This is a genomic window from Streptomyces sp. ISL-66, assembly GCF_018614135.1.
GTDB lineage: Bacteria > Actinomycetota > Actinomycetes > Streptomycetales > Streptomycetaceae > Streptomyces.
Map to the genome: position 1 here is coordinate 1 of NZ_JAGGOW010000088.1, position 21438 is coordinate 21438.

16 protein-coding genes are annotated in these 21438 nt (G+C 73.2%); 9 read left to right on the forward strand and 7 right to left on the reverse strand.

Features of this window, described 5'->3' with window-relative positions:
- Together J7E97_RS17560 and J7E97_RS17565 are read right to left on the reverse strand one after the other, a co-directional pair.
- The coding region (locus J7E97_RS17560; protein ID WP_374224172.1) for a serine/threonine-protein kinase at positions 1 to 961 on the reverse strand (961 nt) is incomplete at its 3' end.
- 306 nt (positions 962 to 1267) lie between these two features.
- Positions 1268 to 2065, reverse strand: a complete 798-nt coding sequence (locus tag J7E97_RS17565; protein WP_215028127.1) for a VOC family protein — start codon at positions 2063 to 2065, stop codon at positions 1268 to 1270.
- A 282-nt stretch (positions 2066 to 2347) separates the two neighbouring features.
- Here J7E97_RS17565 and J7E97_RS17570 point away from each other — a divergent pair, with 282 nt between their 5' ends.
- Positions 2348 to 2995 carry a TetR family transcriptional regulator gene (locus J7E97_RS17570; protein WP_215028128.1) on the forward strand — a complete coding sequence of 216 codons (648 nt, stop codon included), beginning with the start codon at positions 2348 to 2350 and terminating at the stop codon, positions 2993 to 2995.
- A gap of 152 nt (positions 2996 to 3147) precedes the next feature.
- Here the strand turns inward: J7E97_RS17570 and J7E97_RS17575 are convergent, their stop codons facing one another.
- Complete coding sequence (locus J7E97_RS17575; protein ID WP_215028129.1) at positions 3148 to 3639, reverse strand: nitroreductase family deazaflavin-dependent oxidoreductase; 492 nt, start codon at positions 3637 to 3639, stop codon at positions 3148 to 3150.
- On the reverse strand, positions 3639 to 4946 hold the full coding sequence (locus tag J7E97_RS17580) for an acyl-CoA dehydrogenase family protein (RefSeq protein ID WP_215028130.1): 1308 nt from the start codon (positions 4944 to 4946) through the stop codon (positions 3639 to 3641). The genes J7E97_RS17575 and J7E97_RS17580 overlap by 1 nt, the downstream gene beginning before the upstream one ends.
- 284 nt (positions 4947 to 5230) lie before the next feature.
- Here J7E97_RS17580 and J7E97_RS17585 point away from each other — a divergent pair, with 284 nt between their 5' ends.
- Together J7E97_RS17585 and J7E97_RS17590 are read left to right on the forward strand one after the other, a co-directional pair.
- Positions 5231 to 6424, forward strand: a complete 1194-nt coding sequence (locus J7E97_RS17585; protein ID WP_215028131.1) for an acetyl-CoA acetyltransferase — start codon at positions 5231 to 5233, stop codon at positions 6422 to 6424.
- Between the two features lie 775 nt (positions 6425 to 7199).
- The gene (locus J7E97_RS17590; RefSeq protein WP_215028166.1) at positions 7200 to 7895 is read left to right on the forward strand and encodes a pyridoxal 5'-phosphate synthase; all 696 of its coding nucleotides are present in this window, start codon (positions 7200 to 7202) and stop codon (positions 7893 to 7895) included.
- A gap of 245 nt (positions 7896 to 8140) precedes the next feature.
- Here the strand turns inward: J7E97_RS17590 and J7E97_RS17595 are convergent, their stop codons facing one another.
- A complete protein-coding gene (locus tag J7E97_RS17595) occupies positions 8141 to 8584 on the reverse strand; it encodes a Zn-ribbon domain-containing OB-fold protein (protein WP_215028133.1) in 444 nt (147 codons plus the stop codon).
- Between the two features lie 177 nt (positions 8585 to 8761).
- On the opposite strand from J7E97_RS17595, the gene J7E97_RS17600 reads away from it, so the two are divergent.
- The 6 genes from J7E97_RS17600 (at position 8762) to J7E97_RS17625 (ending at position 19647) form a co-directional block, all read left to right on the forward strand.
- Positions 8762 to 10033 carry an NAD(P)/FAD-dependent oxidoreductase gene (locus tag J7E97_RS17600; protein ID WP_215028135.1) on the forward strand — a complete coding sequence of 424 codons (1272 nt, stop codon included), beginning with the start codon at positions 8762 to 8764 and terminating at the stop codon, positions 10031 to 10033.
- A 369-nt stretch (positions 10034 to 10402) separates the two neighbouring features.
- Positions 10403 to 12637, forward strand: coding sequence for an acetate--CoA ligase family protein (locus J7E97_RS17605; protein ID WP_215028137.1), 2235 nt, complete (start codon positions 10403 to 10405; stop codon positions 12635 to 12637).
- 40 nt (positions 12638 to 12677) lie between these two features.
- Positions 12678 to 13478 (forward strand): enoyl-CoA hydratase/isomerase family protein, encoded by an 801-nt coding sequence (locus tag J7E97_RS17610; RefSeq protein ID WP_215028139.1) that lies wholly within the window; start codon positions 12678 to 12680, stop codon positions 13476 to 13478.
- Positions 13479 to 13577: 99 nt separating this feature from the next.
- The gene (locus J7E97_RS17615; protein ID WP_215028141.1) at positions 13578 to 14663 is read left to right on the forward strand and encodes a GlxA family transcriptional regulator; all 1086 of its coding nucleotides are present in this window, start codon (positions 13578 to 13580) and stop codon (positions 14661 to 14663) included.
- An 859-nt stretch (positions 14664 to 15522) separates the two neighbouring features.
- Entirely contained in the window at positions 15523 to 16161 is a 639-nt protein-coding gene (locus J7E97_RS17620; protein ID WP_374224173.1) for a flavin reductase family protein, read from the forward strand.
- A 261-nt stretch (positions 16162 to 16422) separates the two neighbouring features.
- Positions 16423 to 19647: an AfsR/SARP family transcriptional regulator gene (locus tag J7E97_RS17625; protein ID WP_215028143.1), complete on the forward strand. Its 3225-nt coding sequence runs from the start codon at positions 16423 to 16425 to the stop codon at positions 19645 to 19647.
- Between the two features lie 147 nt (positions 19648 to 19794).
- Here J7E97_RS17625 and J7E97_RS17630 read toward each other — a convergent pair whose 3' ends face one another.
- Together J7E97_RS17630 and J7E97_RS17635 are read right to left on the reverse strand one after the other, a co-directional pair.
- A complete protein-coding gene (locus tag J7E97_RS17630; protein WP_215028145.1) occupies positions 19795 to 19959 on the reverse strand; it encodes a hypothetical protein in 165 nt (54 codons plus the stop codon).
- 186 nt (positions 19960 to 20145) lie between these two features.
- A complete protein-coding gene (locus J7E97_RS17635) occupies positions 20146 to 21417 on the reverse strand; it encodes a hypothetical protein (RefSeq protein ID WP_215028147.1) in 1272 nt (423 codons plus the stop codon).
- Between the last annotated feature and the right edge of the window lie 21 nt (positions 21418 to 21438).

Consider the following 21438-nt stretch of genomic DNA (forward strand, 5'->3'; position numbering starts at 1 on the left):
AGGCCGCCGAGGCGGAGGAAGCGGCGGAAGCGGCTGCGGCGGCCGCTGCGGCCGCCGCGGCGGCGTTGCGGTGGCCCGCCCGCCTGGCCTCGATCATCGCGACGGCCCGGGTGGGCAGCCACGCCGAGGCGGTGCCGCTCTCGTCGCCGCCCTCGAAGAGGTGCGGGGCCAGCTGCGCCTGCAGGTCGGCCGGGCTGGGCCGGTGCGTGGCGTCCATCTGCATGCAGGACTCGATGAGCGGGCGGAGCTCGTCCGGGAGGCCGTCGAGGTTGGGGCCCTCGCGCAGCAGCATGAAGACCGTCTCCACCGGGTTCGCCCCGTGGTACGGCGGGTGCCCGGTGGCGGCGAAGACGAGCGTCGAGCCGAGCGAGAAGACGTCGCTGGCCCCCTTGACGCTGCGCGAGTCCTTCGCCTGCTCGGGCGACATGTAGGCGGGGGTGCCGACGGCGACGTTGGTCATCGTCAGGCGGGTGTTGGAAACCCCGCTGGCGATGCCGAAGTCGATCACGCGCGGCCCGTCCTCGACGACGAGCACGTTGGACGGCTTCAGGTCGCGGTGGACCAGGCCCGCGCCGTGGATGGACTGCAGGGCCTCGGCGATGCCGGCCGCGAGCCACCGTACGGCCTGGGCGGGCATGGGCCCGCACTCGTGGACGATCTCCTCCAGAGAGGGCGCCGGCACGTACGCGGTGGCCAGCCAGGGCACCGCCGCGCGCGGGTCGGCGTCGACCACGGCCGCCGTGTAGAAGCCGGAGACGGCGCGGGCCGCCTCCACCTCACGGGTGAAGCGCACGCGGAACAACTGGTCCTCGGCGAGCTCCGTGCGGACCGTCTTGATCGCCACCCGGCGCCCGGACGCCGACCGCGCGAGATAGACCAGCCCCATGCCGCCGGCGCCGAGCCGTCCCAGCACCTCGAAGGGGCCGATCCGTCTCGGGTCGTGCTGCGTCAGCTGCTCCACCACTCGCCTCCACACCCATCCCCGTACGGGCTCCTTGCGCGAGCCCGCTCCTTCGCCAAGCACGCCACCGGCGAGCGCCCCGTACCCGGCGGTCGGCCGGTGCGGCGTCCACCGCGGGCGCAGCCCGCAGTCGCGCACCCCGATTCTGTCAGGCCCGCGCTCGGTCCGGCCCCGAGTACACGGGCGGGTTCGTGTGAGGCTGCACGCGTCGGGGGTCGGACGGGGGTGGGGACGGGGGTTCGGGCGGGGGTCCGGGCGGACGTCCGAACGGGGGTCGGACGGGAGTCGGACGGGGCTGTGCGGCCGCTACGCGCCCTGCTTCGTGCGCGGCTCCGACAGCAGCCCGAAGACCGCGCCCTGGTTGTCGGCCACGACCGCGATCCGCCCGTACGGGGTGTCGAAGGGATCGGCGGTGACCCGTCCGCCGAGGCGCTGGACCATGGCGACGGACTGGTCGCAGTCCGGGACGGCGAAGTAGACGAGGAAGTGCGCGGGCATGATCGCGGGGAAGGCGTCGGTGATGAGGCTGCGGCCCATGACGGCGCTGTCCGGTCCGGGCGCGCTGCCGGGCGGGGACCAGACGCGGTATTCGGAGCCGCCGGAGTCGTCCTGGTCCTGCGGGACGTAGCCGAAGACCTTGGCGTAGAAGACGTCCACGGCGTCGCGGGCCCGGGTGTAGACCTCGGTCCAGCAGTACGTGTAAGGCTCCTGCTGGGCGTCGAAGCCGTGGTGGGTGCCCGGCTGCCACAGCCCGAAGACGGCCCCGCCGGGGTCGGCGGCCATCGCGGCGGTCCCGTACGGGCCGACCGGCATCGGGTCCATCACCAGCTGGCCGCCGGCGGCGCGGATGCGCTGGGCGCAGGCGTACGCGTCGGTCGTGTAGAGGTAGACGCCCCAGACGGTGGGCATCCGGCCGTCGGGCTTGGGGGCGAGGGCGGCGACGTTGCGGCCGCGGCTGTAGGCCTGGGTGTAGTGGCCGTACTCCGCTCCCGCGCTGTCGGCGAAGGTCCACCCGAAGAGCTCACCGTAGAAGCGCTTGCCCGCTTCCACGTCCGGCAGCGAGGCGTCGACCCAGCAGGGGGAGCCTTCCGCGAATGCGGCCATGAGCCCGGTTCCTTCCGTTATGCGGTGGTGTGTACCATCCCGCCGTACTCGCCCAGCCATGCACCTCCGGATCATGATGTGCCCGAAAACTTGTCCACAGCCTGTTGATAAGACTATTCGGGGGATACGCCCTGAACCCGGACGGCGCGCCCGGGGCGCCCGCGCGGCCGGAATCCGCCCCCGGGGCGGGGTGGGACCGGTGTACGCCCAGGCCAGGCACCTCATGACCCCATTTGCAGGCGGCCGAATCGCGCGCCGATCACCCCTCGGTAAGCTGACGGCATGACAGGACAAGTACGTACCGTCGACGGCCGCGTTGCCGGCCGGCGCGGTCAGGCGACGAGGCAGAAGCTGCTCGACTGCCTCAGCGAGATGCTCAGCTCCTCGCCGTACCGCGACGTCAAAGTGATCGACGTCGCCCGCAAGGCCGGTACCTCCCCCGCGACCTTCTACCAGTACTTCCCGGACGTCGAAGGCGCCGTCCTGGAGATCGCGGAGCACATGGCCAACGAGGGTGCGCAGCTGACCTCGTTGGTCGAGGGACGGGCCTGGGTCGGCAAGGCCGGCTGGGCGGCCGCCGAGGAACTCGTCGAAGGGTTCCTGGACTTCTGGCGGCGCAATGACGCGATCCTGCGGGTCGTCGACCTGGGCGCGGCCGAGGGCGACAAGCGGTTCTACAAGATCCGCATGAAGATCCTCAACTCCGTCACCAACTCCCTGACGGAATCGATGAAGGACCTCCAGGCCAAGGGCAAGGTCGACAAGGACCTCAGCCCGGCGGCCATGGCCGGTTCACTGGTCGCCATGCTGGCCGCGGTGGCCTCGCACCAGAAGGGCTTCCAGACCTGGGGCGTCAAGCAGGCCGAGCTCAAGCCGAACCTGGCGCTGCTCGTCCACCTGGGCATCACGGGCAAGAAGCCGACGAAGTAGCGGCGGACCCTGACCACAGGGCCCGCCGTCTTCAACTCGCGTCCGGGCACTTACCGCTCGTACGGGTAACTGGTGACTGGGCCTTGGCCCAGCACACTTCCCGCCGGACTCCTACCGGCTCCTGCCGGGCTCCTGCCGGGATTCCGCCGCGATCAGCGACGCTCCAGGCGGAACAACCTGATCTCGCGCTCGATGCGCGCCTGGTACGTCGCGTACGGGGGCCAGAACTTCAACGCCGCTCGCCACGCCTGCGCGCGCTCCTCACCCGCCAGCAGGCGGGCGCGCACGGGGATGTCCTCGCCCTTCCAACTCACGTCCGCGTCCGGGTTCTTCAGCAGGTTCGCGGTCCATGCCGGGTGTCCGGGGCGGCCGAAGTTCGAGCCGATCAGCAGCCAGGTCACGCCGTCCTGTTCGGGCATGCAGGCGAGCGGCGTGACGCGCGGCTCGCCCGTCTTGGCTCCCTTGGCGGTCAGGATCACGCCGGGGAGCATCTGGGCGCTGAGGATGACCTTGCCGCGGGTCAGTTTGTGCACTGCCTTGTCCATCGCGGGGATGAAGTGCGGTGCGATCTTGGCGAACAGCATGGTCGAGGAGACCTTCTGCATGAGCTTGACACCGACACCGGCGCCGGGAGCCGCAGCCATCAGGCGGCCACCTCTCTCTTCTCGTTGCGGGGGGCGGGAGCGGTGGGAGCGGTGGGAGCGGTGGGAGCGGTGGGAGCGAACAGGCCGGCCTCGTCCGCGGCATGGGCGCGCAGACGGTGGACGGGGCCGAAGAGCAGTTCGTCGGCGGCCGCCCGCTTGAAGTAGAGGTGGGCGTCGTGCTCCCAGGTGAAGCCGATGCCGCCGTGCAACTGGATCGCCTCGCCCGCCGTCATCCGCAGGGCCTCCAGGGCCTGGGCGAGGGCGAGTCCGCCCTGTGCCGGGTCCCAGGCGGCGTAGTAGGCGGCGGAGCGGGCCGCCTGGACCTGTACGTAGAGGTCGGCGAGGCGGTGTTTGACCGCCTGGAACGAGCCGATGGCCCGGCCGAACTGCTCGCGCTGCTGTACGTACTCCACGGTGCGGGCGAGCGCCTGCCCGGCCGCTCCGACCGCCTCGGCGGCCAGGACGGCGGCGACGCCGCGTCCGGCGGCGGCCAGCGCGGCCAGTACGTCACCGCCATTGCCGCCGCCGTTGCCGCCGCCCTCGCCGACGCCGGCTCCGTCACCGACACCGTCGCCGACTCCGACGCCTCCGGTTTCGCCGCCCAGCAATTCGGCTTCGACGTCCCTGAGTTGAATGCGGCCCTGCGGGCGGGTCTCGTCGAGGGTCGCCTGCCGCGACCGTACGAGGCCGGGCGCTCCCTCCCTCACCAGGAACAGCAGGGTGCGACTGCGGGCGAAGCCTCCGGCGTGCGCGGCGACCAGCAGCAGTGAGGCGCTGTGCCCGTCGAGCACCTGGGCGACCTCGCCGTACAGCCGCCAGCCGCCGTCCACGGCGCGGGCCTGGACCCCGCCGGCGCGCCCGCCGCCCGCCCAGTCGCCTCCGGAGTTGTCCCCGGTCAGCGCGAGGGCGGTAGCCAGGGCCGGGCCGGGTACGGCGAGGGCGGCGGTGAGCCCGCCGGCCGCGAGCGGCGGCAGCAGGGCGGAGCGCTGGGCGCCGGTGCCCAGGGCGTTGACCAGCGGCGCGGCGAGCACGGCGGTGGCCAGCAGGGGCGAGGGCAGCAGCACCCGCCCGGTCTCCTCGCAGGCCAGGGCCAGGTCTGCGGGGGTGCAGCCGACGCCTCCGTACTCCTCGGCTACGGCGATGCCCGGCAGCCCGAGCTGCTGGGCGAGCTGCTGCCACAGCGCGCGGTCGTGTCCGGCGGCGGTGCGGGCGGCGGCCTTGACCTCGTCCGGGCCGCAGCGTTTGCCCAGGATCTCGCGCAGGGTGCGGCGCATCTCGTCCTGCTCCGCGGTGAAGGCGGCATCCATCGTCGGGCTCCTCCCCGTATCTGACGGGCCGTCATGTTAGAGCGGGTGGCACCAGATGCACAGGGGGCGGTCCGCCCCAGTACGGCGCGAGCCGGCGGACACCGCTGCGCGGACTGGAACTGACGGGCAGTCAGTTGTACCGTCGGTCCATGCCTGGACCCATGCCCGGACCCGCGCCCGGCCCCATACCTGGTCCCACGACCGGTCCCACGCCCGGTCCCACGACCGGCCCCGTGCCCGGCCCCCTGAGCGGCGGGCCCGCGACTCAGCCCCCTTCGTCGTCCGTGCCGTCATCGTCCGCGCACCGCGCTTCCGCGGCGGGGCGGCGCGTCGCCGTCGTCGGCGTCGCGCTCTCGGACTGCGGCCGGGTCGACGGACCCACCCCGTACGCCCTGCACGCGCAGGCCGCCCGGCGGGCCCTGGCCGACTCCGGCCTCGACCGTTCGATGATCGACGGCTTCGCCTCGGCCGGCCTCGGGATCCTCGCCCCGGTCGAGGTCGCCGAGTACCTCGGCCTGCGCCCCACCTGGGTCGACTCCACCTCGGTCGGCGGCTCCACCTGGGAGGTCATGGCCGCCCACGCCGCCGACGCCATCGCGGCCGGCCACGCCAACGCGGTCCTCCTCGTCTACGGATCCACCGCGCGCGCCGACATCAAGGCCCGCCGCCGGACCTCGAACCTCTCCTTCGGCGCCCGGGGACCGCTGCAGTTCGAGGTCCCGTACGGACACACGCTGGTCTCCAAGTACGCGATGGCCGCACGCCGCCACATGCACGAGTACGGCACCACGCTGGAGCAACTCGCCGAGGTCGCCGTCCAGGCGCGGGCGAACGCCGCCACCAACCCGGACGCCATGTTCCGCGACCCCATCACGGTCGACGACGTCCTGTCCTCCGGCATGATCGCGGACCCCTTCACGAAGCTGAACTGCTGCATCCGCTCGGACGGCGGCTGCGCGGTGCTGCTGGCCGCGGAGGACTACGTGCCGGACACCGCGAAGGAGCCGGTCTGGATCCTGGGCTCGGGCACCTCGGTGTCGCACACCACGATGTCGGAGTGGGAGGACTTCACGGTCTCCCCCGCAGCGGTGTCCGGCCGCCAGGCCTTCACCCGCGCCGGCCTCACCCCGGCGGACGTGGACCTGGCCGAGATCTACGACGCCTTCACCTACATGACCCTGGTGACCCTGGAGGACCTCGGCTTCTGCGCCAAGGGCGAGGGCGGCGCCTTCGTGGAGAAGGGCCGCCTCCTCCGGGACGGCGAGCTCCCCGTCAACACGGACGGCGGCGGCCTGTCCGCCTGCCACCCGGGCATGCGCGGACTGTTCCTCCTGGTCGAGGCGGTACGCCAGCTGCGCGGCGAGGCGGGCGAAGGCCAGGTCCACAAACGCGACGGCACCCTCCCCCGCGTAGCACTGGTCTCGGGCACGGGCGGCTGGTTCTGCTCGTCGGGGACGGTCATCTTGGGTCGGGGGTGAGGGGGGCGGGCTGCGGGCGTGGTGGGGGCGTTGACGGTGACGGGGCGGGTGGGGTGAGGGGGCGCGCCTGCGGCCGGTCTCCTCATCACCTGACTACCGCAACCGCCCACCCTGCCGCCTGCCGCCTGCCGTGTGTGCGGCCGTTCACCAGCCGAGCCCCAGACGGTGGTCAGTCGCTATGCCGAGAGTGACCGTGTAGCGATCTGACGCGCCTCAAGGCATTGGAGGGCGGTCTCGTCGTCCTCTTGTGCGGGTTGGCGGGCGGAGCACCGGGAAGGGGCCTCGATGGGCCCCGTGTGGGTGTCCCGGGGGTCCCGCGCCCCCGGCCCCGGGCAGGCGGGCCGGTCCCGACCGGAGAAACCTTCGGCTGACCGGCGGGACCAGGCCCGCACATCCCTGGCCACGGCCGTCCCTCCGTCTGTCACCCCCAGGCCATCCCCCGGGGGGATCCCGGAAGTCTTGTGGCGTTCCGGGGTGGGCCGGTCAGTCAAGAGTGGCCGAAGGCCATCACGCAGCGACGCGACGACGAAGGAGGAGCGCTCTTGACGGACCGGCCCACCCCGGAAGGACGCTGGACTTCCGGGACGCCCCCAGGGACCATCAACGCACCCGATAGACCGCAGCGAAGCCCACCCCGCCCCCGCCCCACCATCAACGCCCCCGCCAGGCCGCAGCCCAAGCCCCTCACCCCACCCGCCCCGTCACCATCAACGCCCCCACCACGCCCCCACCACCCCCGCAGCCCGCCCCGGACGCCTAACCTGGGGTCATGTCTATGACCAGTGATCGCGGTCGTTCCGACGGCGCCGCCGCCTCGGACTCGTTTCACGCCACGCTGCACTCCCTGCGCGTCTGGGACGGCCCGTTGCCCGGGTTCGACGTGGGCGCCGTGCCGGACGCGCCGTTGGCGCTGTTCCGGGAGTGGTTCGTGCACGCCGCGGGGGCGGGGCAGCCCGAGCCGCACACGATGAGTCTGGCGACGGTGGACGCGGACGGGCGGCCCGACGTGCGGACGTTGATGCTGCACGAGGCCGACGAGCGCGGCTGGCACTTCGCCTCGCACTCCACCAGCGCGAAGGGGCGGCAGTTGGCAGCGCGGCCGGAGGCCGCGCTGGGGTTCTACTGGCCGTCCGTGGGACGCCAGGTCCGGATCCGGGGGCGGGTCACGGCGTGCGACGCGGTGGAGAGCCGCGCCGACCTGGCGGTCCGCTCGCGCGGTGCGCTCGCGGCGGCGCTGACGGGCCGGCAGAGCGAGGTGCTGTCGTCTCCGGAGGAACTGGCCCGCGTATCGGCGGCCGCGTGGGACCGTGCGGGCGCGGAGCCGGACGCCCCGGCACCGACCTGGACCCGGTACGTGCTCTCCCCCGCCGAGGTCGAGTTCTTCCAGGGCGATGCCGCCCGCCGCCACACCCGCCTCCAGTACACCCGCACCCCTGCCGGCTCCTGGACCCACCGCCTCCTCTGGCCCTGATCCCCAGGGACGCGGTCGCGCCCCGGTCGTGACCTGATCCCCGGGGACGCGGGTCGCGTCCCCGTCGTGACCCTGATCCCCAGGGACGCGGTTCGCGTCCCCCTCGCGGCCCTGATCCCCAGGGTGGCCCGGTCGCGCCCCGCCGTGCCCCGATCCCCACGGACGCCGTCTCGCCCCCGTCGTCCCCCGCCCCCCACGGACGCCCTCGCGCCCCCTCGGGTGTGCCGGGGCCCTGCGGGCCGCTGTCAGGGGGCGGGGGTGAAGACTGCCGTCCAGATGCCCTTCGCCGTCTCGCGGAAGGTCACCGACAGGGGCATGCCGATGCGTAGGGCCGCTTCCTCGCAGTCCACGACCTCGGTCATCATCCGTGGCCCCTCGGCCAGGTCCACGACCGCCGCCACGTACGGCGTGCGCAGGCCGAACGGGGGCAGGTCGTTGCGGTGGATCACCGACCACGTGTACAGCTCCGCACGGCCGCTCGCGGTCTCCCACGTCACCCGGTCCTCCCCGGCCCAGCAGGCCGGGCAGAACTCGCGGGGGTAGTGGTGCGCCTTCCCGCACTCACCGCAGCGCCGCAGCAACAGCCGCCCCTGGGCCGCCGCGTCCCAGTAGGGGCGGGTGAAGTCGTCGATCTCCGGTAGGTCGAACCTCGTCCCACCGCTGCCCGTCCCCGTACTCGTGTCGCTCACCACGTCACTCCACTCCAGTCCCGTCCGGTCCTTCGCCTTCTACCGCGCCGCCTTGACTGACGGACCGTCAGTTCAGCGGATACCGGCCCGTCCCACAAGGCCCCCGTGATCGATCCGCAATCGATTCCCTCCTCGTCCGAGACCCACCGGCCCCGCACGTCGATACGCTCACACTTCATGCCCGGAGTCCCCGCAGCACCCGACATGTCCACCCAGCCCCGCCCGGTCTACGTGATCGGCGCCGGCCCCGGCGGCCTCGCCGTCGCCGCCGCGCTGCGCGCCCGAGGGGTCCGCGCGGTGGTCGTGGAGAAGTCGGAGTCGGTCGGCGCCTCCTGGCGGCGGCACTACGACCGGCTCCACCTGCACACCACGCGCCGGCTCTCCGCGCTCCCCGGTCTCGGCATCCCGAGGCGCTTCGGACGCTGGGTCGCGCGCGACGACGTCGTGCGGTACCTGGAGAAGTACGCCGAGTTCCACGAGCTGGAGCTCGTCACGGGTGTGGAGGTGACCCGCATCGAGCACGTCCCCGCGCGGGCCGACGCCTCCGACGGATCCACCGCCGACGGCCCCGGTTGGAACCTGCACGCCACCGGCGGCCGCGTCATGGCCGCCGGGGCGGTCGTTGTCGCCACCGGGTTCAACCACACCCCCGTCGTCCCCGACTGGCCCGGCCGGGAGGAGTACGAGGGGGAGCTCGCGCATGCCGCCGACTACCGCGACCCCGCCCCCTACGCCGGCCGCGACGTCCTCGTCGTCGGCGTAGGCAACACCGGCGCGGAGATAGCCGTCGACCTCGCCGACGGCGGCGCCGCCCGGGTCCGGCTCGCCGTGCGCACGGCTCCGCACATCCTGCGCCGCTCCACCGCCGGGTGGCCGTCCCAGCGCACCGGGATCCTGGTGCGAAGACTCCCGGTCGGGCTCGTCGACCGGCTCGGCGCCGTCGTCGGCAGGATCTCCGTCCCGGACCTGTCGGCGTACGGGCTCCCGCGCCCCACCACCGGCCTGTACAGCAGGGTGAAGCAGGGTGCGATCCCGGTCCAGGACGTCGGCCTGATCGACGCGGTCCGCGCCGGGCGCGTGGAGCCGGTCGCCGCGGTCGCCTCCTTCGACGGCGCCGAGGTGGTCCTCGCGGACGGCTCCCGCATCACCCCGGACGCGGTGATCGCGGCCACCGGCTACCGCCGCGCACTGGAAGGCCTGCTCGGCGACCTCGGCGTACTGGACGAGCGCGGCCGCCCCCGCGTCCACGGCGCCCGGACCCCGGCCGAGGCCCCCGGCCTCTACTTCACCGGGTTCACCAACCCCATCAGCGGCAACCTCCGCGAGCTGGCCCGGGACGCCGAGAAGATCGCCAAGGCCATCGCCGCCGACACCACCCCGACCGGCACGGACAAGCCCAAGGGCAAGGACAGCAAGGACAAGTCCAAGGACAAGAGCAAGAAGCGCTAGGGCGAGCGGGCTCAGGCCGTCTCTCGCGTAGCCGCCGAGCTCGCGTAGCCGCCGGTCGAGCCCGCGCCCCGCGCCGCCCGCCTCCCCATCGCCCGCCGCCGGGGTGTGGATCCCGTACCGCCCCGCCGGCTCCGCCCGCCGCACCCCACACGCCCGTCCGACCTCGGCCGAATACAGGTCTGGACCGCTCCCGGGGTGATCTGAGACCGTTCCCGGACCGCCGGCGGACCGGTCACGGGCCGTTCCACACACCACCTCCACGAGCTTTCCCGTGCAGCCCTGTTCCTGACGGCGTGTCAGTTAAGTAATCTGACTGCACGTCAGTTATCGAGATTCGTCGAGGTTCATCGAGCAGGAGCGGGCGGAACGATGCTTGGATCTACTCACGGCACCCTCACCACCGACTTCCGCGCACGTGTCGAGGCCTGCGGGGAGAGCCCCAGGACGGCCGTCCACTCCACGGCGGCCGCGTCCGCCGAGGACACGGTCGCACTGGACGTCAGCGGTCGGCCCCTGCACGCCGACGCTCCCGACCTGGACCGGTTCTTCCGGCCCGAGTCCGTGGCGGTCATCGGCGCCTCGGACGCCGACGGCAGACCGAACACCGGCATCACGCGGCAGCTCATCGCCTGGGCCGAGCGCGTCGGAGCCCGGATCCACCCCGTCCACCCGACCCGCACCAGCGTCTTCGGGCTGCCCTGCCACGCCTCTGTGGCCGACCTCCCCGAACAGGTGGACCTCGCCGTCCTCCTCGTCGCCGACCCGCTCCCGGTCGTCGAGCAACTGGCGGAGGCCAAGGTGAAGTTCGCCGTCGCCTTCGCCTCGGGCTTCGCCGAGACCGGCAACGAGGGCGCCGCCGCGCAGGCCCGTCTCGGCGCCGCCGTCCGGCGCTCGGGCCTGCGGCTGCTCGGTCCCAACACGAACCTCAACGCCTTCGAGGCGTTCCGCGAGGACCTCGACGGCCCGGCCATCGCGCTCATCACCCAGTCCGGCCACCAGGGCCGGCCCGTCTACACCCTCCAGGAGCTGGGCATCCGGCTCTCCCACTGGGCCCCCACGGGCAACGAGGCGGATCTGGAGACCTCCGACTTCATCTCCTACTTCGCCGAGCAGCCCGAGGTCGGGGCGATCGCCTGCTACGTCGAAGGGCTCAAGGACGGGCGCCAGTTCCTCCTCGCCGCCGACCGCGCGGCGCGCAACGGCGTACCCGTCGTCGCCGTCAAGGTCGGCCGCACCGAGACCGGCGCCCGGATGGCCGCCTCCCACACCGGGAAGCTGACCGGCGCCGACACCGTCGTGGACGCCGCCATGCGGCAGTTCGGAGTCATCCGCGTCGACGGCCTCGACGAGCTCCAGGACACCGCCGCGCTGCTCGCCCGGGCGCGCAAGCCGCTCGCCGACGGGGTCGTCGTGTACTCCATCTCCGGCGGCACCGGCGCCCACTTCTCCGACCTGGCGACCGAGGCCGGGCTCAGCATCCCCGCCCTCTCCCGGGCCAAGCAGGACGAGCTCCACCAGTGGATCCCGGAGTACCTGGGGGTCTCCAACCCCGTGGACAACGGCGGTCACCCCGTGGGCGACTGGCGCGGCCGCAAGATCATCGACGCGATCCTCGCGGATCCCTCCGTAGGCGTCCTGATCTGCCCGATCACCGGGCCCTTCCCGCCCATGAGCGACAAGCTCGCGCAGGACCTGGTGGACGCGGCCGAGCAGACCGACAAGCTGATCTGCGTGATCTGGGGCTCCCCCGTCGGCACCGAGGAGGCCTATCGCACCACGCTCCTCGGGTCCTCCCGCGTGGCGACCTTCCGCACCTTCGGCAACTGCATCACCGCCGTCCGCGCCTACCTCGGCCACCACCGCTTCACCGCCGCCTACCGCTCCCCCTTCGAGGACGCCCCGCGCACCCTGTCGCCCTCCTTCCGCAAGGCGCAGGCGCTCATGCGTCCGGGGCAGCAGCTCAGCGAGCACTCCGCGAAGCAGCTCCTGCGCGCCTACGGTATACGGGTGCCCCGGGAGCAGCTGGTGACCAGCGCGGCCGCCGCCGTACGGGCGGCCGGACTGGTGGGCTACCCGGTGGTCATGAAGGCTTCGGGGCCGCAGCTCGCGCACAAGACGGAGCTGGGGTTGGTGAAGATCGGCCTGACGTCGGCGAGCCAGATCCGCGACGCCTACCGGGAGCTGACGGACATAGCGCGCTACGAGGACGTCCCGCTGGACGGGATCCTCGTCTGCCAGATGGTGGAGCGCGGCGTCGAGATGGTCGTCGGGGTCACGCAGGACGACCTCTTCGGCCCGACGGTGACGGTGGGCCTGGGCGGCGTACTCGTGGAGGTGCTGCACGACGCTGCGGTGCGGGTGCCTCCGTTCGGGGAGGACCAGGCGCGGGCGATGCTGACCGAGCTGCGCGGGCACGCGCTGCTGGAGGGCGTGCGGGGGGCGCCGCCGGCGGATGTCGACGCGCTGGTGGAGGTCATCCTGCGGGTGCAGCGGATGGCGATGGAGCTGGGGGGCGAGCTCTCCGAGCTGGACATCAACCCGTTGATGGTGCTGCCGCGCGGGCAGGGGGCCGTGGCGTTGGACGCGCTGGCCATCTGCCGCTGACCCTGCCCGACGCCACACCATCCCCGAACGGGAGTTCAGCATGGCATCCACCCCCGAGGACGAGGTCCTCCACCGGATCGGCAACGGCGTTTCGTGGATCACGCTCAACCGGCCCGGGGCCATGAACGCCGTCACCCCGGACCAGCGCGAGCGGGTCATCGCGCTGCTCGCCGAGGCCTCCGCCGATCCCGGCGTGCGGGCCGTCGTCATCACGGCCACCGGCAAGGGATTCTGCGCGGGCGCCGACCTGCGCGGGGCGCCCGCCACCGGGGAGCGGATCGCGGGCGACGTGGCCCGCATGATCAGGCTCGGCGCCCAGCGCCTGATCACGGCCGTGCTCGACTGCGAGAAGCCGGTCATCGCCGCCGTGAACGGCACGGCGGCCGGCATCGGCGCGCACCTCGCGCTGGCCTGCGATCTGGTGATCGCCGCCGAACCGGCCCGTTTCATCGAGGTGTTCGTCCGCCGTGGTCTGGTTCCGGACGGCGCGGGCGCGTACCTGCTTCCCCGCCTCGTCGGGCCGCAGAAGGCGAAGGAGTTGATGTTCTTCGGTGACGCCGTCCCGGCGGCCGAGGCCGAACGCCTCGGCCTGGTCAACAAGGTGGTTCCGGCCGAGGCGCTGGAGGACACCGCCCGGGAGTGGGCCGAGCGCCTCGCGCAGGGCCCCACCCGGGCCCTGGCCCTGACCAAGCAGCTGGTCAACGCCTCCCTAGAGGGCGACCGCGCGACGGCCCTCGCCGCCGAAGCGACCGCCCAGGAACTCAACATGACGACGGCCGACGCGAACGAGGGGGTGGCCAGTTTCGTGGAGCGGCGCACGCCCAAGTACCTGGGGCGGTAGGGGGCTTCACCTCCGCGCGTCCGCCGTCAGCAGCGCGAACTCCGCGCGGTGCGGGTCGGTGCACCGGGCGGGCAGGCCCTGGCCTACCCTGGACGCCTCATGTCACGAGCAGCCCCGCACTCCGTCGTGATCGTCGCCTTCGACGGCGTCCAGCTGCTCGATGTCACGGGCCCCGCCGAGGTGTTCAGCACCGCCAACGCCCATGGCGCCCGTTACGAGGTCCGCGTGGTCTCCCCGACCGGCGCCGAGGTCCGCACCTCCTCCGGCGTGCGCATCGGTGTGGACGGCGGCCCCGACAGCGTGCCCCGGCATCCCGGCACGGTCCTCGTCCCCGGCCGCAGCGATTGGCGCCGGGCCGTCGCCGACCAGGCACTGACGGGCCTGGTGGCCGATCTGGTGCGCCGCTCGCGCCGCGTCACCTCGGTGTGCGCGGGAGCGTTCGTACTGGCCGAGACGGGCGTGCTCGACGGGCGCCGCGCGGCCACGCACTGGCGGCTCGCCGCGCAGCTCGCGGCGGCGTACCCCCGGGTACTGGTCGAGGCGGATCCGGTGTTCGTGCAGGACGGGCACGTCCACACCTCCGCCGGTGTCACCGCCGGCATCGACCTCGCCCTGTCGCTGGTGGAGGCGGACCTCGGTCCCGCCACCGCCCGGGAGGTCGCGCGCGAGCTGGTGGTCTTCATGGCCCGGCCCGGCGGGCAGTCCCAGTACAGCGCCCGCCTCACCCCGCGCGAGGCCCGGCATCCGGTGCTGCGCACGGTCATGGACGCGGTCGGCGCCGACCCCCGGCGGACCCTGGCCGAGCTCACCCGCGAGGCCGGCCTCAGCGCCCGTCACCTCGCCCGGCTCTTCCGCTCCGAGACGGGGATGACCCCGGGGCAGTACCTGGAGTCCGTCCGGCTCGAGGCGGCCCGGGCGCTGCTCGAAGCGGGCGAGGATCCGGTGGACACGGTGGCCGAGGCGTCCGGGTTCGGCTCGGCCGAGACCATGCGCCGGGTCTTCCAGCAGGCCCTGGGCGTCGCCCCGACCGCCTACCGCGCCCGCTTCCGCAGCACGCGCAGTTCCCCGCCGTCCGGGTCCCCGATCAGGACGAACAGCTCGGGCTCCTCTGCCGTTCCCCCCGCCCCCCAGCTCAGTTCGGCCTTCTCGCAGTCCGGTACGGAGAGGGCGATGCCCGCCCGGTGACCGCCGTGCGCGTCCTGGGCGCGCCACGTGCCGCTGCCCGTGCAGCGCTCCACGTCCGCGTGCGCCGGGTCCTCCACCGGGAGGCCGAGCACCTGCGCCGCGCCGTCCTCGCCGAGCACCAGCCAGGTGCCGTCACCGGCCCACTGGCCCACGTAGTCGGCGTGCGCCAGGACCGGCGGCCGGTAGGGCGGCAGCACGTCCGTCACCTGCGCCTCGATCCCGGCGAGGACGGTGAGCAGCACCGCGACCCCGCTCATCGCGAACGTCCGCCGCCGCACCCTGGCCTTCGGCCACTGGCGCGTGCGCGCGGCCACCGCCACGGCGACGGGGACCGCCCCGGCGGCCGCCGTCCAGGCGTACGCGGCGGCGTACGAGGTGCCGGACATCAGGGCCACCGGCCCGGCGTACACGGCGCAGAGCAGGACCAGGGCCGGCAGGGCCCACCGGGGTGCCGGGATCCGGCTGCGCACGCCGGCGGCGTTGGACAGCGCGATCACCGGGACGGTGAAGAGCCCGGCGTGCAGCATGCCCAGCACGAACAGGACCGGCGGGGCGAAGGCGCACATGCAGAGCAGGCCGATGAGGGCGGGGGCGCCGCCGTAGCCCGTGCCGTAGTCGTCCCACGTGTCGATGGTGACGATCCAGAAGATCCCCGCCAGCGCGAACTGCACGGCCGCGACCGTTTCGGCGCCGGGCGCGAGGGCGCTCCACTCGCTCCGCACCTCGGCCCCCTGCTGTCCCGCTGTGCGCGTCCGGTCTCCCATGACTACCCCCCGACATCAATTGAACGCGTTCAATTGATCCCGACCCTACACCGCCCTTCCCATCTGACGCCCCGTCAGCTTCAATCGGTCGTGTGATGGGACACGCAGGGATGGCGGCCACCGTCGTCCGATACCTCAGATCCGCCGGCTCACCCACCTCCGCCGCGACGGAGCCGGAGCCGGCACCCGGCCGTGTCGACCCGACTCCGCGCCCCGCCCTGCGGGCCGTCGGCGAGGACGAGCGCGCGCCCGTCAGCCCCGCGCAATTCCGGGCCGTACTGGGGAACTTCGCCAGCGGGGTCACGATCATCACCGCCCCGTCCGGCGCGGACGACGAGGGCCCGGCCGGCTTCGCCTGCCAGTCCTTCGCCTCGCTCTCCCTGGACCCTCCGCTGGTCACCTTCATGGTGGCCCGGACGTCGACCACCTGGCCCCGCATCGCGCGCGCCGGGGTGTTCTGCGTCAACATCCTCGGCGCCGACCAGGGCCCGCTGTGCCGCGCGTTCGCCGTCAGCGGCGCGGACAAGTTCGCCGGGGTCGCGCACACACCCGCCCCGGCCACCGGATCACCTCAGCTCGACGCGGTCCCCGCGTGGATCGACTGCCGGATCCACGCCGTGCACACCGGCGGGGACCACCTCATCGTCGTCGGCAAGGTCGAGGCCATGGGCGCGGCCGGCGAAGGCGACCCGCTCCTCTTCCACAAGGGCCGCTTCGGGCGCTTCGCCGACTGAGCCGCTCCCCGCGCGCCGGACCGGATCCGGGGACGAACCTACGCAATGCGAACGTCTGCGAAGCACTCGCCCGGGACCCGTCGAGCCGTCTGAAATCCTTCCCGGGCACTCCGTCCGTACGCGGTTCCACCGACCCGTGAAGCCTCCATTCCGGGCTCCCCGAACGCCTCCCGGACCAGTACCGCTCCCACCCGGAACCCTTTAGTCTCTTACCATGCGAGGCCTCTGCCTGGGGGTTTGCGCGTACGACTGGTGGGGGACATGGCGGAGCAAAACGATACGAAGGTGAGGTTCAACCTCCTTGGCTCATTGGAGGCCTGGTCCGGTGGAAACCGGCTGAGACTCGGCGGTCCCATCCAGGAAAGAGTGCTTGCCACTTTGCTTCTGGAACCGGGCCGCGTCGTTCCCGTCACCCGGCTCGTGGAAGCCGCCTGGGAGGACGAACCCCCCACCACCGCCTCGCACCAGATCCGCAAGGCGGTCGCCGACCTCCGCCGGCGGATACCCGGCGGAAGCGACCTCATCACCACCGACGGTCCCGGCTACCGGGCCGTCCTGGAAGACGGGCAGCTCGACCTCTCCCTCTTCCAGCTGCACACCCGGCTGGCCCGCGAGGCACTGGCCGCCGGACGCCCCTGCGACGCCGAGACCGAACTGCGCACCGCACTGGGACTGTGGCGGGGGCCCGTCCTGTCCGGCGCCGGCGGCCCGGTCGTCGAAGCCGCGGCCACCGCCCTCGAAGAGCGCCGGCTGACCGCCGCCGAACAGCTCTTCCAGCTCCGTCTGGAGCACGGCGAGAGCGCCGAGCTCGTCGGCGACCTGCGCGAACTGGTCTCCTCCCATCCGCTGCGGGAGAACCTGCGCGGCCACCTGATGCTCGCCCTGTACCGCTCGGGACGCCAGGCCGAGGCCCTGGAGGAGTTCGGCCGGGTCCGCGAACTCCTCGTCGAGGAACTCGGCGTCGACCCCGGACCCCGGCTCACCCGGCTCTACGAGGGCATCCTGCGGGACAGCCCGGAACTCGCGGGCCCCAAACCCCCGGAGCGGACGGCGCCGGCCGCCGCCAGCGACGCCTCCCGTACTCCCGCCCGGGCATCGGCGGCTCCCTCCGACTCCGCAGGACCGGATCCGGACCCGCCCGCGGCGCCGGACCCGGCCCCGGACCCGGCCGCCCGCAGCGCCGCCGGTCCCGCCCCCGGCGCCGCGCCCTGCACCCTCCCCTACGACCTCGCCGACTTCAGCGGCCGCAGCCGGGAACTGGCCTCCCTGCTGGCCGCCGCCGGGAACGGGCACGGACACCTGCACGGGCACGGGCACGGCCACGGACACGGACACGGACACGGACACGCGGACGGTACCGACGACGCCGACGCCCGCACTCGGATCGTCGCCGTCGACGGCATGGGTGGCACCGGCAAGACCGCACTCGCGGTCCGCGTCGCCCACCAGCTGGCCGAGCAGTATCCGGACGGCCAGCTCCACGTCGACCTGCGCGGCTACACCCCCGGCGAGCAGCCGCTCCAGCCCGGCTCGGTGATCGCGGGCCTGCTGCGCACCCTCGGGGTGCCCGGCGACCGGATCCCCGAGGACCCCGCCGGGCGGGCCGCCCTGTGGCGGGCCACCCTGGTCGGCCGCCGGCTGCTGCTCCTCTTCGACAACGCCTGCGACGCCGCCCAGGTGCACCCGCTGCTGCCCGCCTCGCCCGGCTGCCTCGTGTTGGTCACCAGCCGGGCCCGGCTGGTCGAGCTCGACGGCGCCCAGTGGATCTCCATCGGGATGATGTCCCCCGAGGACAGCATGGCGCTGGTCACCGAGACCCTGGGCCGGGAGCGCACCGAGCGGGAGCCCGCGGCGGCCCGGTCGCTGGCCGCCCTGTGCGGCCACCTGCCGCTGGCCCTGCGCATCGCCACCGCCCGGCTGCGCAACCGCTCCCGGTGGACCGTGCAGCACCTGGTCGACCGGCTGGGCGACGAGACCCGGCTGCTGGACGAGCTGAGCTCCGGCGAGCGCAGCGTCGCGGCCACCCTGCGGCTCTCGTACCAGGCGATGGACGAGGAACACCGCGACGCCTTCCGGCTGTTGAGCCTGCACCCGGGCACCGAGATCGACCTCCACTCGGCTGCGGCCCTGCTCGCCGCGGACACCCGCGACGCGGAGGACCTCCTGGAGGACCTCCTGGACATGCACCTGGTCCAGCAGCACGAGCTGGGCTACTACGCCTTCCACGACCTGGTCCGCAGCTTCGCGCAGAGCCTGCGCAACGCGGAGACCGCGCCGGACGACACGGCGGCGGTGGAACGGCTCCTGGACTACTTCTACGCGGCCACCGAGGCGGCGTGCGCGGTGCTGTTCCCCGCGCGGTCCCCCTACGCGTCGGGCCTGGCGGACACCGCGGCGGCGCTTCCCCCGCTGGCGGACGAGGACCGGGCCACCGCCTGGTTCGACCGCGAGGGCGGCGCGGTGACGGCGGCGATCTCCGTCGCGGAGGACCGGGGCTTCCTGCGGCACGCCGTGTACACGGCCCGGAACCTGATCTTCTTCCTGAACATGCGCAGCCACATGGAGCGTTACCGCACGGTCGGCGAGATCGCCATCCGGTCGGCCCGCCGGCTGGGCGACGTACAGGCGCTGCGGATCAGCCTGACGAACCAGGTGGCCGCGCTGTGGAAGCTCGGCAGGTTCCGCGAGGGCATCGCCCTCACCGAGGAAGCGCTCGAACTGGCGCGGTCCGAAGGCGAACGCATCGGCGAGGGCAGCTGCCTGGAGCTCCTCGGGCTGCTGCACAGCAGCATCGGCGAGCTCGCCGAGGGGCTGCGGTGCCAGGAACTGGCCGTGGAAGTGCACCAGGAGACCGGGGACGTGCAGGCCGAACTGCACCTCATGTGCTCGCTGAGCACCACGTACGCGTCGCTGGGCCGCCCGAAGGACGCGCTCGCGGCCGCGCAGCGGGCCGTCGAGCTGGCGCCCGAGGTGGACAGCCAGGACAGCGAGGTCGCCGCGCGCAACGACCTCGCGAGCGCCCTCCTCGCCCTGGGGCGCGTCGCGGAGGCCGAGGAGTGCCTCGGACGGACGCTGGCGTTCTTCGACGAGTCGCGGCAGCCGGACAACCTCGCCGTCACGTTCGCCCTGATGGCGAACGTCCGCCACCTCCTCGGGCGGGCGGGCGAGGCCCGGCGGTGCGAGGAGCAGGCGATGGAGCTGGTACGGCGCCGGGTGTCCCCGCCCCGGCAGATCAAGGTCGAACGGCTCATCGGCAACCTCCGGCTGGCCCGCGGCGAGCCCGCCCGGGCCCTGGAGCTGTACGAAGGCGTCCACCGCCGGGCGGCGGCCGCCGAGTACCGGATGGAGGAGGCCCGCGCCCTCGCCGGAATGGCGCAGGCCTCGGAGGCGCTCGGCGACACGGAACGCGCCGAGGAGTACCGGGCGCGGGCCGCGGAGCGCTTCGACGCGATGGGTGTGCCCGAGGACGCGCGCGACCCGCGGTGACGCACGGCGGACGCGCGTGACCCCGCGGTGAGGCCCGGGACCGCGGTGACGCACGACGGACGCGCGTGACCCCGCGGTGACGCACGACGGCGGCCCGCCCCGGGTCAGGGGGCGGGCCGCCGTACGTCGTGGTTCCGGACGCCGGGGTCAGAGACCGGGGGCGGGGGCGGGCGACGGGGTGCGGGGGCCGACTTCCTCGGCCTGTACCGACTGCTGGTCCGCGGAATTGGATTCCAGGTCTCCGCTTATGCCGAGTACGACCGCCAGGCCCAATGTGATGATTCCGACGATTCCGGCCAGCTTGGTACGCATTTCTTTTCCCCACCCGTTGTTTTCTTGAAGCCTTGCGTGTCGCTTTCGACAAGCCAGAGGTTCCCCGGAACCGTTCCCCATTGGTTCCCCCTCCGATACCAAGCACGGACAGTACAACGGGAACTGGGCGGGATCCAGGGGTATTCCACGTTTCGGAGGCAGGATGTCCGGTTGGCTGACAACGCGTCAACCGATTACGAACTCTGTCTCAAAATGCGCCCCCAAAGCCCGTAGACGTTTCTCACATTCCGCCCGAGTCGGGGCCGAAAGAACCGCCACCGCAAGGAAGTCGCAGGCGTTCTCGGCATCGCCGATCACCTCTCCCGGCTCCGCGAAGACCCCGTAGAACTCCACCCACGGCTCCTCCGGAGTGGGGGGAATTGCGCGGACCGTTCCCGTCCGTTTCATCATCAGGACCTGGCCCGCCATCCGGACGGGCTCCAGCCGCCCGCCCGACCGCGCGCGGGCCTCCACGGCCGGCAGCCGCAGGCCCACCTCGGCGCGGGCCGCCAGCTCCACCGGATGCACCCCGAAGACCGCGCTCAGCACGTCCCGGACGCGGCCGCCCGCGGGCCTGGCCGTGATCTCGCAGACCACCAGCCGGTCGTCGGGGGTGTGGAACACCTTCGCGTGGAAGGCGTGGTCGGCAGGCCCCTCCAGCGCCCCGAGGGCCTCCTCGACCAGCGCCAGCAGCCGCGGGGTCAGCGGGTCGGAGGGGGCCAGCGTGAGGTCCACGAGGGCCCCGTCGCCGCTCCCGAAGGAGACCGGGTCGTACTCGTACCGCGAGGGCCAGGCCATCACTGTGCGGCCGCCCGCGACCACCCCGTCCACGTGACAGGTCCGGCCCTCCACGTACGCCTCCACCAGCAGGTCCTCCCGGGGACCCGCGGCGGCCGGGAAGGCCTCGGCGAGGTACTCCTCCAGCTCCTCCCCGGTCCCCGCGATCCGCGGCCCCGCGGCGGCGGGAGAGCCGGTGCCGGTGCCGTCGATGACCTTGAAGACCAGCGGCAGGCCGTGCGCGGCGCCGAAGGCCCGCACCTCGGCCGCGGTTCCCGCCTGCGCGTGCGGGACGACTTCGAGTCCCGCCGCGGCGAGCTTGCGCTTCATCAGGGCCTTGTCCCGGAACGGCAGGAGTCCGGAGGGCAGTTGGCCCGGCAGGCCGAACTTCTCACGCAGGGCGGCCGCGCGGTGCAGATCGGCCTCGTGGTGGGCGATGACGTGCGTGACCTGGTACTCGTAGGCGAGGTCTCGGGCCAGCCGGTCGACGAGCTCCCCGTCGTCGAAGGTGTCGATGATCTCCAGGTGGCGGTAGCCGCCCAGCCCTGCCGGGAGCTGCTCGCCGCCCGCCGCGATGGCGTCGCGGGCCGCGATCATGACCACTCCGCCGTCGAAGTCCGACAGCCACCGGTCGTACGGGAACGGTCCGAGCGGGAACCGGTGCAGCACCAGCACGGTCATACGCGCACGACCGGAGCCGGG

What these genes read in the sequence shown, in the direction of transcription:
- J7E97_RS17565 (WP_215028127.1), bottom strand. Translation starts at nt 2,065, where the DNA reads ATGGCCGCATTCGCGGAAGGCTCCCCCTGCTGGGTCGACGCCTCGCTG.
- J7E97_RS17570 (WP_215028128.1), top strand. Translation starts at nt 2,348, where the DNA reads ATGACAGGACAAGTACGTACCGTCGACGGCCGCGTTGCCGGCCGGCGC.
- J7E97_RS17575 (WP_215028129.1), bottom strand. Translation starts at nt 3,639, where the DNA reads ATGGCTGCGGCTCCCGGCGCCGGTGTCGGTGTCAAGCTCATGCAGAAG.
- J7E97_RS17580 (WP_215028130.1), bottom strand. Translation starts at nt 4,946, where the DNA reads ATGGATGCCGCCTTCACCGCGGAGCAGGACGAGATGCGCCGCACCCTG.
- J7E97_RS17590 (WP_215028166.1), top strand. Translation starts at nt 7,200, where the DNA reads ATGACCAGTGATCGCGGTCGTTCCGACGGCGCCGCCGCCTCGGACTCG.
- J7E97_RS17600 (WP_215028135.1), top strand. Translation starts at nt 8,762, where the DNA reads ATGCCCGGAGTCCCCGCAGCACCCGACATGTCCACCCAGCCCCGCCCG.
- J7E97_RS17605 (WP_215028137.1), top strand. Translation starts at nt 10,403, where the DNA reads ATGCTTGGATCTACTCACGGCACCCTCACCACCGACTTCCGCGCACGT.
- J7E97_RS17610 (WP_215028139.1), top strand. Translation starts at nt 12,678, where the DNA reads ATGGCATCCACCCCCGAGGACGAGGTCCTCCACCGGATCGGCAACGGC.
- J7E97_RS17615 (WP_215028141.1), top strand. Translation starts at nt 13,578, where the DNA reads ATGTCACGAGCAGCCCCGCACTCCGTCGTGATCGTCGCCTTCGACGGC.
- J7E97_RS17620 (WP_374224173.1), top strand. Translation starts at nt 15,523, where the DNA reads ATGGGACACGCAGGGATGGCGGCCACCGTCGTCCGATACCTCAGATCC.
- J7E97_RS17625 (WP_215028143.1), top strand. Translation starts at nt 16,423, where the DNA reads ATGGCGGAGCAAAACGATACGAAGGTGAGGTTCAACCTCCTTGGCTCA.
- J7E97_RS17630 (WP_215028145.1), bottom strand. Translation starts at nt 19,959, where the DNA reads ATGCGTACCAAGCTGGCCGGAATCGTCGGAATCATCACATTGGGCCTG.
- J7E97_RS17635 (WP_215028147.1), bottom strand. Translation starts at nt 21,417, where the DNA reads ATGACCGTGCTGGTGCTGCACCGGTTCCCGCTCGGACCGTTCCCGTAC.